The following is a 14,330-nucleotide window of genomic DNA, read 5'->3' as shown; positions in this document are numbered from 1 at the left end:
GCGAAAATTATCTCGTTTCATCGATGGAGCGGAATTTCTGGGCGATGGCTCCGAGCTCATGGCTGATGCTGTTCATAATCTGGACAAAAGACTGCATCTGTCTCCCTGCTTCCTGAAACTCCTGGAAAAACCGCTGCTTCGTCAAGCCTTCCCATTGACCTTCCATCCCCTGGATGGCTTGGGACAAGCTTGCTACAAGCTGCTGGCTCTGCTCTCCGCTCTGCTTAAATTGATTAGCGACCGCCTCCACCTGTTCCGGTGAAATCAAAATACGTCCTGCCATGATGGTCCCTCCTCTTTTATCGGTTTTGTATCGTTTTCTTCATGATGCTAAAAACAGGCTGTTAACGGGACATGCCGTTAGGTTTAGCTTGTCGCGGATACATCCGACAGTATTTTTTGAAATCTTTCTTCTTCGCTATTAAAAAAGCCCTTGAATTCAACACTGTCGATATCTTCATGATTAAACAAAAACGTATAGTTCGGATCAATATACCCTTCCGGGTATACGACCCCCAAATAATCATACATCTGATTATTTTCCTGATGAATCTGCTTACGACCATAAATCATCAGCTTCTTCTGTGCTCCTCTGAGAAGAACCACAGATCCGAGCGGAAGTAAAGCTTCTGAAGGAGTCCCATGTTCCATCGCTTGTCCATCCTCTCATTTAGATATGTATTCTTCATGGGTAAGCAGCCGGTAATAACGATCCGATGTTAGGAATCAGATGCGAATGGAAATAACAAGGTACTTTCATGTCTGCTGCTAGAACCGGTTTCAGGCAAAACGCATGCCAAGCGACTTCAGCTTGTCCTTCACCTGGTCTGCCAGCATGCTCGCCCCATGCGTAACCGCTCTGACGGACCCGGATACCAAATCCATCCTATCTGCGGCATGTGTTCTAAGCATTTTTCCTGCAACTTCAATATCGGTTACCGCCGAAATGACGATCCCGGAGGCAAGACCGACAATGGCTCCCACAGCGGTACACGCTGCCGGAACGACGGAACCGACCGCAGCCCCGATGGCTGTAGTACCGGCTTTGGCACCCAGCCCTATGCCGTTATTAATCATAAAATGGCCGGGAGCTCCATCCTCTTCTCCGCTTCTGTCCTGCTGCAGCTCCGGCTTTGGCCCGGATCCGGACGGCCCTCCATTTCCCGAATGGCCCCCGGGGCCTTGCCCCAGGCTTCTGTTTCTGCCCGCTGCCTTAGGGTCGATAAACTTCCAAGCTTGAGGATTATTAGCTGCCCGATCCAGCAAAAATTTGGAACTTCTAACATACTCGCTTTTATTCAATCCGGATCGAACGTCTTTAGCAGCCGGGAGTACAGCACCCGCCACCAAAGTTCCTAAGCCTGCCGCCGCTCCGGCTGCTGCCGTGCCGTGTACATTCCAAGCCGAATAACCGCCCCCGGCTTCGGCATGCACGGCCTGAACAGCGGATAGCGGATTGGACACCGTCCCTTCTGTCAGCCCATATCCAGGCAGAATCGGGTCGCCACCGGAGACGGCCGCCGCCTGGAACATAAGTGCGGGATTCGAGTACAGCATGGTACCGTTCAGGATGGAATGATGCTGCTCATCTGCCGTTTGAAACTCGGATGCCTTGGATTCGATCCATTTACCGATATCCTTCAGCGTGGAATAGATCTGTTCCCCTTGCCGGTGTGCGGCCTGCCATTCGTCCATTACTGATTGCGGAAAAGCCGCTTCTCCCCTAAGGTTTCCAAGTGCCTGGTTCAAGGCGAGCGTCATTTCCCGAATTTGTTCACTGCTTCTATCCAACTGACGGCTTAAAGACCGGAGTGACTCCGGTTCAACAGAAATACGCACGGACTCTCACCTTCCATCTAATTCTGCAGGCTGCTTCAGCCAATGAAGCAGCATTTCCTCAAATTGCTCCCTGCTTGCCGGAATGGCCGTCAGCCAGTCCTGATCCCCTTTTATGCTCATACGTACGAGCCAGTTCATCGTGTCATTGACCATAAAAGCCGCATTTTGCGACTCCCATCCGCTGCCGGTCCAAGTCGACAGCTGCAGCTCGCCTTCACCCGTGCGGTATTTCATGCATTTGGCAAGCGCGATGGAACCTTCCACATCGTTCGTTGACTTTACCAGCTGATCGCCGAGCTCTTCGAACGGGATTTCCGAGGTATGACTGAAAAGATGGGCGAACTTCTTTTTTGAGAGAAGCAAAGCCGGCGCCTCCATCGGTGCAAAGTCCTTCAAATCCATCTCCTCCACCAGCGTGCGGCAGGCTTCCTCGACTGTCCCGAGCTCATCCAGTTTGTAATGGCTGTCCTCAGCAGATTTGCATACCTGAACGACACGTTCGTTGGTCACATGAAGATAACCTTCGAACGTTTCGTCATTTTGAACATATTTAAGCCAGCAGGACCGCTGCGCCAAACCGGCAATCGCCACTCTGGAAAAGATTTTGGGCGGCATGGACAATTCAATGCCGTTCTCTTCCTCGATAAGGTAACCTTTTTCCAGCAAAGAGGCTTTCACGATATCCCATTCTTCCGAAATTTCTTCGGCCAGATAACCTTGAAAAGGGTCTTCCACGCCGAGAAGCCGGTTCGAACCGAGAATCCCGGCAAGAAAAAAGAATTCTTTATTATCAAGTGTAATTGTGTCCTGTCTGGAAGCATGAATCGTCAACATTATGAGCCACCTCCCCTCAAACGACAACATGCCATCGGTCGCGAATTTCAGTAATCCAGCGATGGCTGTTCCAATAGTCATCAAACGGAATTGCGGCCTTAACCCTAAAATACTTCCGTTTAATATAGTACCCCTGACCCGGCGGAAGAATTTTCAAGCTTCCCTGGGCATGATTCGCTTCCGAAAACGGAATTCGAAAGAACGATAAATCGTTAGGGTCTAAAGTCCCGAACAAAAATCCGCTCTGGCAAGATTTAATATCGTTAAACCAGTCTGCGCCGAACGTCGGGAAATCGGCAGGTACGCCTGAAACGATCACGTGCACGTTTCGGTCGCGGCCCTGGCGGACGATCGCCGTCAGCTGCTCTTTCACCGTAAAATCCTGCAGCTGTTTCGCCAATAAGTCGGCGTCATCGATAACAAGCACAGCAGCCGGCGCTTCCTGGCCAGGACTGCGGGTTTGGACCTGATCATACAGACGTTGAATCAACGGTCCGAGCTCATCTTCGCGGCAGGCGCTTGCCTGTATGTGCGGAAGCTCCGCCAATTGGCTAAGCCCGCGATTTCCATAACGGGTGTCAACCGTATACATTTGAAGCATTTCCGGCGGATAGCGGAACGCGAGGGACAGCATCCAATTCAGCAGGAAGGAAGTTTTCCCTCCTTCCATTGGACTTGCCACGATAAAATGCGGACCTTCCCGCAGGTCGACGCCGAAATGGTCCAGGTCGTCGGTTGCCAGCCCCAGTGTCACATGCAGACTGCCGTTGTTCATTATATCCTGGGCGTAACCGGCTGCCGGCGGAAGCAATTCCCTAAGCATGACACGGTCAGGCAATTTCCTGATCGCTGGAGCCTGCTGCTCCGGATATTGGGAGCGGATCAGCTGGATCCGGTTTCGGAGCGCTTCCGTGCGCTGCGCTTCATCTTTTCCTTCGGCTGGTAGTGTCGCCTGGAATTCCAGCGGAGGCTGGTACCCCTTCACCAGTCCTCTTCCAGGAGGCAGGCTGCCCGGTGTCCGTCCCGGCCGGCCGACAGCATAATAATAATCAGAGGTGTCGGCCAACTCGAAGGTCAAAGCGTTCGACAGACTGCTCCGTACTTTCTCAAATATATCGGAAATGCGGTTTGCCGTAATGACGAACGTCATCCCCAGAGCCGCTCCTTCGCGGAGAAGGAACTCCAGCGTTTCATTTTCCTCAGGGTAGACGTTGCGGAAATTCAAATATCCGTCAATGACGACGACCAGTTGAGGCAGCAAGCCAGGCCGGAATTGTCTGTAAGCGGGTGCCGTCTTTACGCCTGCTTCGGCAAACAGTTCTTTTCTTAGGGCTGCCGTCTTCATAAGGAACCGGAAGAGCCTTTTGATCCGGTCCTCTTCTTCGGCTGTCATCACCGCACCGATGTGAGGAAGTCCCGCAAAATCGCGCATGACCCTTCCCATGTCCACCATATAACCGTTCCAGTCCGCCGGCGAATAAAGTCGCGCCAAAGACATTAGAAGGGATTGGACAAAGGTCGATTTCCCGAGCCCCGGCATCCCGTAAACAGCCCAATGTCCCTGCTGCATTGGGATGGTCAGAAGCCGCTGGCTTTGGTTCGGCAGATCGTCCATTAAGCCGGCAATGCCTTTGATGTCTTCAAGCTTGTCCGCTTCCACACTTTTCATGACGATGTCCAGCTCTAAATGTTCCGGAAGCGGCGGGAGCCATGGGCCCTGCAAGCGGGAGATTCCCGCTTCTTCCGCTGTCCGCGCGAGCTGATCGATAAATACCTGCAGCTGCCGTTGCGGCTGTCCCGGCAGCATTTCCGCCGCGGTCAGGCCTCCGGACAACAAGCATTCACGCTTGCCGTTCAACCCGACCTCGCTTACCGCGAGTTTCTCCGGGGAAGCCATGTGATCCATATAAGGTGCCCCACTCCATGCAAACTGCATCTCCTCGAACACTTCGTCACTGCCGACCTGAAAGTACCCCCTGCCCGGCTTTGTAATCCAGGCGGCATTAGGAATTTTCAGCATATCCCGGCTGTCGCTTTCATCCTGCACGCGGAGACAGATGCGAAATCTCGCATTGCTCCATATTTTCTCGTCAACGACTCCTGCCGGCTTCTGGGTGGCCAGAATCAAGTGAACTCCCAGCGTACGGCCGATGGCCGCGATGCTGATTAATTCGTCCATAAACTCGGGTTGGTCCCGTTTCAGCTCGGCGAATTCATCTATAATAATGACCAGATGCGGTAGGGGCTGTCCCTGCCGCTGTTTGAGCAGCTTGTAATATTCGTCGATATGCTGCAGATTGCCGGATTCGTTAAGTATTTTCTGGCGTCTGACGAGCTCCGCCTTCAGCGAAATCTTGGCCCTTTCGATCAGGCTGCTGTTCAAATTCGTGATGGTGCCGACGACATGCGGAAGATGATTGAACGTGTTGGACATGCCGCCGCCCTTATAATCGATCAGCATGAACGCCAAGTCATGCGGATGGTATTCAGCAGCCAGCGAAGCGACAATCGATTGGATCACTTCACTTTTGCCGGATCCCGTCGTACCCGCGATCAGGCCGTGGGGGCCGTGTCCTTGACGTTCGATCTTATCGTGGATGTTGAGCACGACCTTTTTGCCGCCGGCCCGGACGCCGATCGGAACCGGAAAGCTGTCCGGGTAGCGGTTGTGCCTCCATCTGCTGCGTACATCCCACGCATGGATATCCTCGAGCCCAAGCATTTCAAATAAGGACAGCAGGGATGGAATCTCCGAGGCTGACGAACGCTTGAGCCGGATCGGCGCCATATAACGGGCGAGCGTATCCGCCTTTTCCGGCGTAATCGCATCGGCTTCAAAGCTTTGCAATTCAAAAGAACCGTCGTCCCGTTTCAGCGAATACTGCCCGCTCCCCTGAGACAAATCAACGATCAGCTGGCAATGCATCGGCAGCTTTTCTTTGCGGTCCGACAGAATGATCGTGCAGGCATCGACGTCGGCAGCGTCCTCCAGCAGCAGCGGCAGGAGCGGTTCTTCTTCAATCAGCCCGCTCCCCGCCAGAACGACAACATAAGCCGGCAGCTGCGCCGCGTTTTTCCGGCCGGAAAAGGCACGGGACGTCTTGCGCCTTACGAGCCGCTGAAACAATTCGTCCGCCAGCTGGTGGGCGCTGCTGCGCCGGTCCGCCATATAACGCGCGGTTCTGTCCTCGTCCCAGACATGGGGCAGCCATCTCATCCAATCCCAGTCGCTGGCATCCTTGTCCTCATAGAACGCCGCCAGCTTCACCTCATCCGGCGAATGCCGGACGGCCAGTTGAACAGTGACCACCCGAAGCGCGTTCATGACGGACTCCCGATCGCCGACGATGCCGACCACTTTAGCCTGAAACAGCGGCAATACGATAGAGGACCCCGGCACAGCCTGGAACTCTTCTTCGAGCGACTGTGCCGCTTCGAGCAGCGGATCCTTGACATAGCCCTCGGGCTTCGGTGCCTTAACCTTCATATGGAACGGCAGGCTGCCGGTTCCGATCCGGGTATGTAGGAAGTCATCGTCTTCCGGCGAGCGTTCCCACAAGGAACTGTTCCGGTTTTTAACGATATGAAAGCAGACATCAGGGTCTCCGTGGATATCGTACAGCACGTTTACTTGTTCCTTTTGCCCTGCAGTAAGCTCCTGCCGAAGCTTGTCCAGTTCCTCATAATACATGCTGATGCGTTCATTCAGTTGTTCTTTATATTTCCTTTTGTTCCCCAGATAAGCAATGAAGGGGATCGTATACGATGTCAGCATCATGACGACAGAAACCATCTGAAACATCACGTAAGTGTTGTTCGCAATATTTCCCGTAAGGTTCATGTAGACAAACAAACCGATGCTGAAAATGGTCATCACTGCCGGGAGGATGATCGAAACCAAAGAAAATGATGGTTTACTCGGCTCGCCCGGCGGCCTCAGGATGTCCAGCCGCTGTTTCTTGATGGTCGGCTTGATTCTGGGCGAACGTTGATATAACACATTCATAATGCGTCAACCCCTCTTTTGGCATCCAAAATCCTTCAGGTTACCCATGCAATAAGTACCAGTGTTCAGGATTTCAAAAAAAACATTTTTAGCTCTCTATTACCCGATTCCATTCATATTGAAACAAGTTTCTTCTACCGAAGCTCGGCGCCTCTTCCGTTGTGGTCGAAAAGGCCCGCTGAATTCGGACCAAACATCCTTCCCTTAGTCCTGCTTCGGCTACATCCTGGGCATCCTTTACCGGGAACCATAGCCCCTCGGGAAATTTCCCTTCCAATATATATTGCGAGCCTTCAGATGGAGCCTCCCCATAGATTCGTACGCCCAACATTTCCTTTAGATGGGCCGCCGGATAGTCATCCGGCACTTCGATATCGAACCAGTCTCTTTCCTGGCCGCTCATCATGACGGTTAGAATCAAAGGTGTCCACTCCTTCTTGCCATAGTAGAAATAGCTTATTTATTGCAATAGAAGTAATACTCAGCAGTCCCGAGCGAAAATATGAAAACTTTGTAACCTTATGATAATGTAACATCAGTGCATAATCCTGTCAATTTGTGACATTTTAACTAGTTTAATTCTCGTACCTTCTTCATTTTATAGTTCTTAAGTATCAATTTTCATTGGATTTATCTGTATGTAACTGATTTTATATCCAATTCCAAGGAGATACTGGTCCTATTTTATCACTCCAAAAATAATACCTGATACCCAGTTTCATAGATCACTTCAAGAAATCGCAAGATACCCTAAAAAGAAATATAGCTATGGCGTGTTTTTAAAGCCGCGGGTCGTGAAAGAACACAAAAAATCGGAAGCCTCTAATTATATTCACTTCCGAAAAATTGTGTGCAATTTAACTATTTATAAGTTTTCTTTAAGGTTTTTTTAATATTTGGCAGGTAGAATACAGGTATGGAATAACACGAATGAGGTGATTTCTATGAGAATACTAATTAACTTCCAAAACAAAGTAGTTCCCGTATACTTTACAACCGACTGCAAACAACCTGTTTCGAAAATAATGAAGCTGCTGAGTGGCACCTTGGAAAATAAAATTCAAAACGGAAAAAGAGCACTTCAGAAATGCTTGAATTCGCTGATCAGCATTGAAATTGAAGGTTCCGAAGCCATTCTTCACAGCAAGAGCGAAAATGACACCCTGGCACTGTCCCTCTATTAAGAGGGATGGTGTTTTTTTGTTTAATGAAGGCAGCGTTTCCGCCTACTGATGGGATTCCACAAAAACCACTGCATCGTAGACCATGGCGGCAGCTTCGGCACGGGATATCGGGCCCTTTGGATGGATGTTCCCTTCCGGGTCTAACGCCGTAACCTTATATAACAGAGCCCGCTCAATCGTCCCCTGGTACGATGGGTTAATGTTCGCCTCGTCGCTGATTTGAATATATATTTTCGGCAGCGGATATGCTCCGATGCGCTCGATGCCCGCTACTAAATAGTAAATAAACTCTTCACGGGTCAGCGTATGGCCGGGGTCAATGTTTGCCGGTACATCCAGTTCATTATAATGGGCAACGATAAAAGGCTCAGCGTACCATGCATCATTGTCGACACGGGTGAACACGTCTTTTGCCTCCGGCTTCTTAATAAAAGCGATGCCATCCAAATTGAGCTTCATCGACTTGACGATCATCGTCACTCCTTGCGAAGCGGTCAGACCGGCTTTGGGCTGGAATTCATCTCCGTTCACCCCTTGGATCATCCCCCGGGAATGAAGGCTCTCAATCTTTTCTTTCTCCTGGATTCCGGTTAAATCCTTAAAGGAATGATCCGCGTAGATTTGCGACGGCGAAGCGGCCAGGCCGATCAGCGCCGCGATCATAACGGCTCCTTGCAGCATTTTTTTCAAGATGCATCCACTCCATGCGTAATATTTTCCAATCTGATCTGTATGACGGCTGCGTGGAAGAAAAGGTTGCACGTGCGGGAATATGGACACAAAACAACCCCACAAAGTGGGGCTTTTTCATTGCAGCATATTCTGGTATTTTCAGGGGGACCTTTCAACATGATAAAGTTCGATATGGAAAACCAGCATTCCGTGAAGGCTCCCCTGATCGTCAGGTACTAGTGTTTGCCCGTATGGAAACCGGTTGCTCTTTCTGCTTTCTGGATGCGGATTTTGAACAGCTGCACTAGGTTGGCGCGCGTATGTTCTTCTTGGCAGGAGTCCAATTTTTTTAAAATAAAACGGTCAATGGACATGCCCATCCTCTCCTTGTCATGAATTTTTTTCCATAAAATCAGGAAGTTTCTTCCTGTTTTGAATATATACCCGGCCGTTTCGGCATTTAATCAGCGCCTATCGGCGCAGGTGATGCTCGGCTTCCCTCATCAGCAACATCATCAGAACATTTATGACAAAAGACGCCACAATCAGCACAAGCCCGAGGATGAGCGCCGCTGCTGGCAGCAGGACAGCGATAAGCAGGACAACAAACAGTGCCGGGATAAGCAGCAAATACCACCGCCAGCGCTCGATAGCCCGGTTTTGAAACTGATATAAACCTCTCCTGCTGGCCAGTGCGCCTATTCCGTGACAAATATGAAACACCATGTACAAATTAAGAAGAAGGATAACGAGGTTAAGCGGAATGCCGATCACGGCGGAACCCCCGGGCAAGAGCGACAGAACCAGGGCAAGAGCGGACAAGCCGAGCAGGACGGCCGCCGTGTTCCCGGCTTTGAGAAAATGCTCGGAGCGCCGGTTCAGCTTGGCGAGCCCAACATAAAACAGCAGATAGCCGATCACGTCGGGCAAAATGTCAAAACCGTTGATTTGGAAATCAAACAAAAACAAAAATCCCCAAAACAGATGATAAAAGCCCATCCATTCCCCACCTCCCTATTCCTTACTATTATATATTGGAATGACTAGTCCCATTATGACCAGTAAAGAAAGCGCTTTAACATAAAAAAATCATTCGTCATCTTTCGACAAAAACATCTGTTCAAAAAAATTTTTTTGACTTTTTAAACTTTTTCTTTTACTATATTTATCATAGTTAGTCACTATTTTATACTTAAAGGAGTTTTACCATGTCTACTGTACTTTTTATCAAGGCAAATAACCGTCCGATTGACCAAGCGATCAGCGTGAAGCTGTATCATGCTTTCAAGGATTCTTATGTAGCATCTCATCCGGAGGACGAAATTGTGGAGCTGGACCTGTTCGCTGAACAGCCCCGTTATTATGATCATACGACCATTACCGGCCTGTACAAAACAGCCAACGGCATCGAGGCCACTCCTGAAGAACAGGAAGCGGCAGCCATCGCCGACCGTTATCTGGACCAATTCCTTGCCGCCGACAAGATCGTCTTCGGGTTTCCGCTGTGGAACATGACCGTTCCGGCCGTGCTCCATTCGTATCTGGACTATCTGAACCGTGCCGGCAAAACCTTTAGATATACGCCGGAAGGCCCTGTAGGTCTGGCTGGCGACAAAAAAGTCGCTATCCTGAATGCTAGAGGCGGCATCTATTCCGAAGGCCCTGCCGCTGCCAGCGAAATGGCCGTAAACTTCGTATCGCGGAGCCTGGGTCTGTTCGGGATCCAGAACGTGACGACCATCATCGTTGAAGGCCATAACCAGCTTCCGGATCAAGCCGCCGCATTGGTTGAAGCCGGTGTAGCCAAAGCCGCCGAAGCCGCCAAGAGCTTCTAATCCTGCTTACAAGATTCATTTGCACTGTAGCTGAACAATAACGAGCTCCAGCACAACAAACCACGATGGCATCCATCGTGGTTTGTTGTGCTTCTATTCATCCATCAGCTGCTTCGTCCAGTAGGACGATGACTTGCGCGGAGCCCCGCTTTTGGATCCTCGCCCTTTCGGGTCGGCCTTGCGCCTGCTTCGTGCTTCTTTCACCGCTTGAAACTTCAGCTCCCGCTGCGTTTTATGGTAATTGAACAGACGCCGTTCCTCCAATTCCCCAGCCTCCACCGCTTCCCGGACCGCGCATCCCGCTTCGCCTTCATGCTTGCAATCCGCAAAGCGGCAGCGGACGCCGATTTCCTCAATGTCGGAAAACGCTTGGGCCAGCCCTCCTTCGTCTTCAAACAGCCGCAGTTCCCGCATTCCGGGAGTATCGGCCATGATCCCCCCTTGGGGCAGCAGGAACAACTGGCGGTGCGTCGTCGTATGGCGCCCGCGGCTGTCATCTTCGCGGATGCCTTGGGTCTTCTGCTGATCGGCTTCAGACAACCAGTTGACGATGGTCGATTTGCCGCAGCCCGATGAGCCCGTCAGAGCCAGCGTGATCCCTTCGCCCAGGTAAGAGGACACGATGTCCCGTCCGATATTTTCCAGAGCGCTGATGGCGTGAACCGGCACCCCTGGAGCAGCTCCTTCCATTTCGGCGACCTTCAGCTCCGCATCCGGGCATAGATCGGCCTTGCTGAGCAGGATAACGGGGTTCACACCGCTGTTCCAAGCCATGATCAAATATCGTTCCATGCGCCTGACGTTAAAATCATCATTGAGCGAGCTGACCAGGAACAGCGTATCGACGTTGGAGGCGATCACCTGCTCATTGACGGTAGCGACTCCGGCGGCCTGCCGGGAGATACAGGTCTTCCGCTCCAATACGCCGTGGATAATTACCCGCTCCTCCTGATCCAGCACCTGGATTTCCACCCAGTCGCCCACGGCCGGTAATTCGCTCCGGTCCTGATGCTCATGCTTCAGCTTGCCCGATACTTCCCCCCATACTTCCCCGGCTGCGGTCCATACCCGGTACATTTGACCGTAATCGCTGACGATGCGGCCGGGAACATGCTGTTTACGATCTTTCTGCAGCCATTTCTGCTGCCAATCCGTATTCCATCCATAATGCTCTAAATTCAAGTGCGAATCCCTCCAGACTAGTGTATGAATGACAAAAAGCCCCCGAAGCTTAGGCTCCGGGGGCATGACTCCTGAATAAATCAGAGGCATTTCTCTTTCATACGCAAACAGAAACATCAGGTATAGAGACATCAGGTCCTTGATGCTATACCGAAACGTTACTGAACGCAAAAAAGCCGCGGCAACCCATGTAGGTCTCCGCGGCTTAAACGGCAAACATGTAACCATGCCTGCTGATGAAATGCCGAATGATCAGACGTGATTCGTCAAATCCGATCGATTATCCAGCCGTCAAAGGAGACCATATATAAAATGTTAAAGGGGTCAAGTTCCATACAATGCTCTTCATCATTTTATATCGTCTCCTTTCCTGTCATTTGCTGCCATCATATACGGAAAGCCTGTATCATGTCAAGCCCTGATCTCCGGCCGGGATCAAACGTTCTCCCACTTCGTCCACTGATCCCGGGGGTTCATTTCATAAATGTCATTGTCCCGCGACATATACCGGTGAATGATAAACTCGCGCCGGATGGTCGCATAATCTTCATGAAACTGGTGTATAAACGAGTTGATTTCCTTCTCGGCGTAACGGCACCCCGGCTCAAGCTTCTCCACCAGATGCTGCATGGCGATCAGTTTCTTCTTGTACTGAGCAGGAATTTGCACCAACCTGCCATCCGCCGCAAAAAAGTTTCGCAGCACCGCCGCCTTCATCGCTTCGTTTGCCGTATTCGAAGCGTCGTTTCTCATTTCGTTTGCCTGACTCATACATAGGTCAGCTCCCTTCATTGTACTTCCGATAAACGGCCGGATCCGCTTTGATAAATCCCATGAAAGGTTGGGCAAAATATCCGTGCCATCCCCGAGATCTTCAGAATGCGAATGACCGCATGCCATCAAGCCGGCCAATCATCGAAATGACTCCATTTCCATTTAATAAACATCTAATTTAATATATATCTAATATAATGTTGATCAACTACATTTGTCAACGGCACTCTTCGAAAACAGCATATTCACCTAAAAAAATCAGACGCCAGCCGGTTGGCACGGATCTCTATCCGTTGTACATAGTGGTTTTTACCGAAAATTTGCGATACGATTAAATGTGAGTGGTTTATAGACAGAGGAGGAGAAATACATGCAAGACGTCATTATTATCGGAGCCGGTCCGTGCGGACTATCAGCCGCTATCGAATGCGGACGCCGCGGACTATCGACGCAAATCATCGAGAAGCACTGCCTGGTCCATTCCATTTACCTGTACCCTACTCACATGCAGTTCTTCAGTACGGCGGAGCTGCTGGAGATCGGTGATGTACCGTTCCCTTCTCCGAACGACAAGCCTTTTCGGTACGAGGCCCTGTCCTACTACCGCAAGGTAGCGGATCATTACCATTTGTCCATCTCCCAATATGAAGAAGCGCTGTCCGTGGAGCGGCAGCCGGATCAATCCTTTGTGGTACATACCGTTGACCGGGGCGGACAGAAGCACCAATATGAAGCCAGAAACGTCGTGATTTCCACCGGTTATTTCGATCACCCGAACTATATTGGCATTCCAGGAGAAGATCTGGATAAAGTAACGCATTACTTCCGTGAACCCCACCCCTATACGGGGATGAACGTGGCGATCATCGGCGGCAGCAACTCGGCGGTTGACGCGGCCATGGAATTGATTCGCGTAGGAGCGAACATCAATATGGTCTACCGGGGCGAAGAAGTTTCCGAGAACATCAAGCCGTGGGTGCGCCCGGTGTTTGAAGCAATGGTGAATAAAGGAAAAATACAGGTTCATGTACAATCCAAGGTCACCGAAATACGGGGGTCGTCCATTATCATCCAGGATAAAGAGGGGCATACGGCCGAAATCGATAACGATTTTGTGCTCGCTTTAACCGGATTCCGGCCGGACCGGAAGCTGCTGGCTTCCTGCGGCGTCGAGCTGGATGGGGATATGGAAAAACCGCTGTTTAATCCGGAAACGATGGAGAGTAACGTGCCCGGACTCTACGTGGCAGGCGTTATCGCGTCCGGCCGCAATGCGAACGAGGTCTTTATCGAAACCGGCCGTAAGCACGGCGGCCTGATCGCCGAGCATATCGCAGCTGTTCGTGCGTCAAAATAAAAAGTATATGGCCGAAATCGCTCGGATGGCAGACTGCTATAAATGATCAATTTAACTGGAGACAAACAATAGGCGGAATCCGAAGTCATACACATGAAATAAACGGCGGTATTTTCGGGTACAAAAAGAGTGAAAAGAAAGGAGATGTTCCGTACGGATTTCACATCACTGATCCTGTTGGTTCTCGCCGCACTCGGCATTATCAGCAGCAACACGACCATTACCGTGGCGATGATCGTTCTTCTGCTTATGCGGGTGCTGCATCTGCAGCAGGCATTTCCCTGGCTGGAGAAATACGGCCTCACGCTGGGTATCATCATTCTTACCATCGGCGTCATGACACCGGTGGCCAGCGGAAAAATGAGTCTGGAAATGCTCGGAAGCTCCTTTCTGAACTGGAAGTCCCTGCTGGCGATCGCGATCGGGATGCTGGTCGCCTATCTCGGCGGCCGCGGTGCCTCCCTGATGTCGGCCAATCCGACCATCGTTGCCGGGCTGCTCGTCGGAACGGTACTCGGCGTTGCCTTGTTCAAGGGCGTTCCGGTTGGGCCGTTGATCGCAGCGGGGCTTCTGTCCCTGCTGATCGGCAAAAGTTAAAAAAGAGGCGCCCTCTGTCGGCGCCTCTTTAGAATGTTGAGAAACCCGGT

15 protein-coding genes are annotated in these 14,330 nt (G+C 51.0%); 4 read left to right on the top strand and 11 right to left on the bottom strand.

Annotated features, from left to right (window positions below; all coding sequences use genetic code 11):
- Window positions 1-7: 7 nt before the first annotated feature.
- From CJP46_RS01725 to CJP46_RS01700, 6 genes are all read right to left on the bottom strand, one after another.
- Window positions 8-283: a WXG100 family type VII secretion target gene (locus CJP46_RS01725; protein WP_094593876.1), complete on the bottom strand. Its 276-nt coding sequence runs from the start codon at window positions 281-283 to the stop codon at window positions 8-10.
- An 83-nt stretch (window positions 284-366) separates the two neighbouring features.
- Complete coding sequence (locus CJP46_RS01720; protein ID WP_094593875.1) at window positions 367-651, bottom strand: DUF4176 domain-containing protein; 285 nt, start codon at window positions 649-651, stop codon at window positions 367-369.
- 129 nt (window positions 652-780) lie between these two features.
- Window positions 781-1,839 (bottom strand): WXG100 family type VII secretion target, encoded by a 1,059-nt coding sequence (locus CJP46_RS01715; protein WP_143812903.1) that lies wholly within the window; start codon window positions 1,837-1,839, stop codon window positions 781-783.
- Window positions 1,840-1,845: 6 nt separating this feature from the next.
- On the bottom strand, window positions 1,846-2,673 hold the full coding sequence (locus CJP46_RS01710; RefSeq protein WP_094593873.1) for a hypothetical protein: 828 nt from the start codon (window positions 2,671-2,673) through the stop codon (window positions 1,846-1,848).
- Between the two features lie 16 nt (window positions 2,674-2,689).
- Window positions 2,690-6,679 (bottom strand): type VII secretion protein EssC, encoded by a 3,990-nt coding sequence (essC, locus tag CJP46_RS01705; RefSeq protein ID WP_094593872.1) that lies wholly within the window; start codon window positions 6,677-6,679, stop codon window positions 2,690-2,692.
- An 88-nt stretch (window positions 6,680-6,767) separates the two neighbouring features.
- Window positions 6,768-7,100, bottom strand: coding sequence for a ubiquitin family protein (locus CJP46_RS01700; protein ID WP_094593871.1), 333 nt, complete (start codon window positions 7,098-7,100; stop codon window positions 6,768-6,770).
- 523 nt (window positions 7,101-7,623) lie between these two features.
- Here CJP46_RS01700 and CJP46_RS01695 point away from each other — a divergent pair.
- Window positions 7,624-7,863 (top strand): hypothetical protein, encoded by a 240-nt coding sequence (locus tag CJP46_RS01695; RefSeq protein ID WP_076167876.1) that lies wholly within the window; start codon window positions 7,624-7,626, stop codon window positions 7,861-7,863.
- 42 nt (window positions 7,864-7,905) lie between these two features.
- Here the strand turns inward: CJP46_RS01695 and CJP46_RS01690 are convergent, their stop codons facing one another.
- The 3 genes from CJP46_RS01690 to CJP46_RS01685 form a co-directional block, all read right to left on the bottom strand.
- Window positions 7,906-8,544 carry an S-layer homology domain-containing protein gene (locus CJP46_RS01690; protein ID WP_256992243.1) on the bottom strand — a complete coding sequence of 213 codons (639 nt, stop codon included), beginning with the start codon at window positions 8,542-8,544 and terminating at the stop codon, window positions 7,906-7,908.
- 227 nt (window positions 8,545-8,771) lie between these two features.
- Entirely contained in the window at window positions 8,772-8,909 is a 138-nt protein-coding gene (locus tag CJP46_RS36380; RefSeq protein ID WP_179280988.1) for a hypothetical protein, read from the bottom strand.
- A gap of 97 nt (window positions 8,910-9,006) precedes the next feature.
- Complete coding sequence (locus CJP46_RS01685; protein ID WP_094593869.1) at window positions 9,007-9,534, bottom strand: hypothetical protein; 528 nt, start codon at window positions 9,532-9,534, stop codon at window positions 9,007-9,009.
- Between the two features lie 209 nt (window positions 9,535-9,743).
- Between CJP46_RS01685 and CJP46_RS01680 the strand changes: the two genes are divergently transcribed.
- A complete protein-coding gene (locus CJP46_RS01680; RefSeq protein ID WP_094593868.1) occupies window positions 9,744-10,370 on the top strand; it encodes an FMN-dependent NADH-azoreductase in 627 nt (208 codons plus the stop codon).
- A 93-nt stretch (window positions 10,371-10,463) separates the two neighbouring features.
- Here the strand turns inward: CJP46_RS01680 and rsgA are convergent, their stop codons facing one another.
- Together rsgA and CJP46_RS01670 are read right to left on the bottom strand one after the other, a co-directional pair.
- The gene (gene rsgA / locus CJP46_RS01675; protein WP_256992147.1) at window positions 10,464-11,552 is read right to left on the bottom strand and encodes a ribosome small subunit-dependent GTPase A; all 1,089 of its coding nucleotides are present in this window, start codon (window positions 11,550-11,552) and stop codon (window positions 10,464-10,466) included.
- Window positions 11,553-11,987: 435 nt separating this feature from the next.
- Entirely contained in the window at window positions 11,988-12,323 is a 336-nt protein-coding gene (locus CJP46_RS01670) for a DUF2087 domain-containing protein (RefSeq protein WP_256992146.1), read from the bottom strand.
- Between the two features lie 373 nt (window positions 12,324-12,696).
- On the opposite strand from CJP46_RS01670, the gene CJP46_RS01665 reads away from it, so the two are divergent.
- Together CJP46_RS01665 and CJP46_RS01660 are read left to right on the top strand one after the other, a co-directional pair.
- Window positions 12,697-13,683 (top strand): YpdA family putative bacillithiol disulfide reductase, encoded by a 987-nt coding sequence (locus CJP46_RS01665; protein ID WP_094593867.1) that lies wholly within the window; start codon window positions 12,697-12,699, stop codon window positions 13,681-13,683.
- Between the two features lie 144 nt (window positions 13,684-13,827).
- Complete coding sequence (locus CJP46_RS01660; RefSeq protein ID WP_094593866.1) at window positions 13,828-14,280, top strand: DUF441 domain-containing protein; 453 nt, start codon at window positions 13,828-13,830, stop codon at window positions 14,278-14,280.
- Window positions 14,281-14,330: the final 50 nt, after the last annotated feature.

The sequence above is a fragment of the Paenibacillus sp. XY044 genome (assembly GCF_002257645.1).
Lineage (GTDB): Bacteria > Bacillota > Bacilli > Paenibacillales > Paenibacillaceae > Paenibacillus_AQ.
The sequence above is the reverse complement of the archived record's forward strand: the minus strand, read 5'-3'. Positions and strand labels throughout refer to the sequence as shown.

Excerpts from the sequence above, each read along its gene's own strand:
- CJP46_RS01725 (WP_094593876.1), bottom strand. The coding sequence starts at position 283 with ATGGCAGGACGTATTTTGATTTCACCGGAACAGGTGGAGGCGGTCGCT.
- CJP46_RS01720 (WP_094593875.1), bottom strand. The coding sequence starts at position 651 with ATGGAACATGGGACTCCTTCAGAAGCTTTACTTCCGCTCGGATCTGTG.
- CJP46_RS01710 (WP_094593873.1), bottom strand. The coding sequence starts at position 2,673 with ATGTTGACGATTCATGCTTCCAGACAGGACACAATTACACTTGATAAT.
- essC (WP_094593872.1), bottom strand. The coding sequence starts at position 6,679 with ATGAATGTGTTATATCAACGTTCGCCCAGAATCAAGCCGACCATCAAG.
- CJP46_RS01695 (WP_076167876.1), top strand. The coding sequence starts at position 7,624 with ATGAGAATACTAATTAACTTCCAAAACAAAGTAGTTCCCGTATACTTT.
- CJP46_RS01690 (WP_256992243.1), bottom strand. The coding sequence starts at position 8,544 with ATGCTGCAAGGAGCCGTTATGATCGCGGCGCTGATCGGCCTGGCCGCT.
- CJP46_RS36380 (WP_179280988.1), bottom strand. The coding sequence starts at position 8,909 with ATGTCCATTGACCGTTTTATTTTAAAAAAATTGGACTCCTGCCAAGAA.
- CJP46_RS01685 (WP_094593869.1), bottom strand. The coding sequence starts at position 9,534 with ATGGGCTTTTATCATCTGTTTTGGGGATTTTTGTTTTTGTTTGATTTC.
- CJP46_RS01680 (WP_094593868.1), top strand. The coding sequence starts at position 9,744 with ATGTCTACTGTACTTTTTATCAAGGCAAATAACCGTCCGATTGACCAA.
- CJP46_RS01670 (WP_256992146.1), bottom strand. The coding sequence starts at position 12,323 with ATGAGTCAGGCAAACGAAATGAGAAACGACGCTTCGAATACGGCAAAC.
- CJP46_RS01665 (WP_094593867.1), top strand. The coding sequence starts at position 12,697 with ATGCAAGACGTCATTATTATCGGAGCCGGTCCGTGCGGACTATCAGCC.
- CJP46_RS01660 (WP_094593866.1), top strand. The coding sequence starts at position 13,828 with ATGTTCCGTACGGATTTCACATCACTGATCCTGTTGGTTCTCGCCGCA.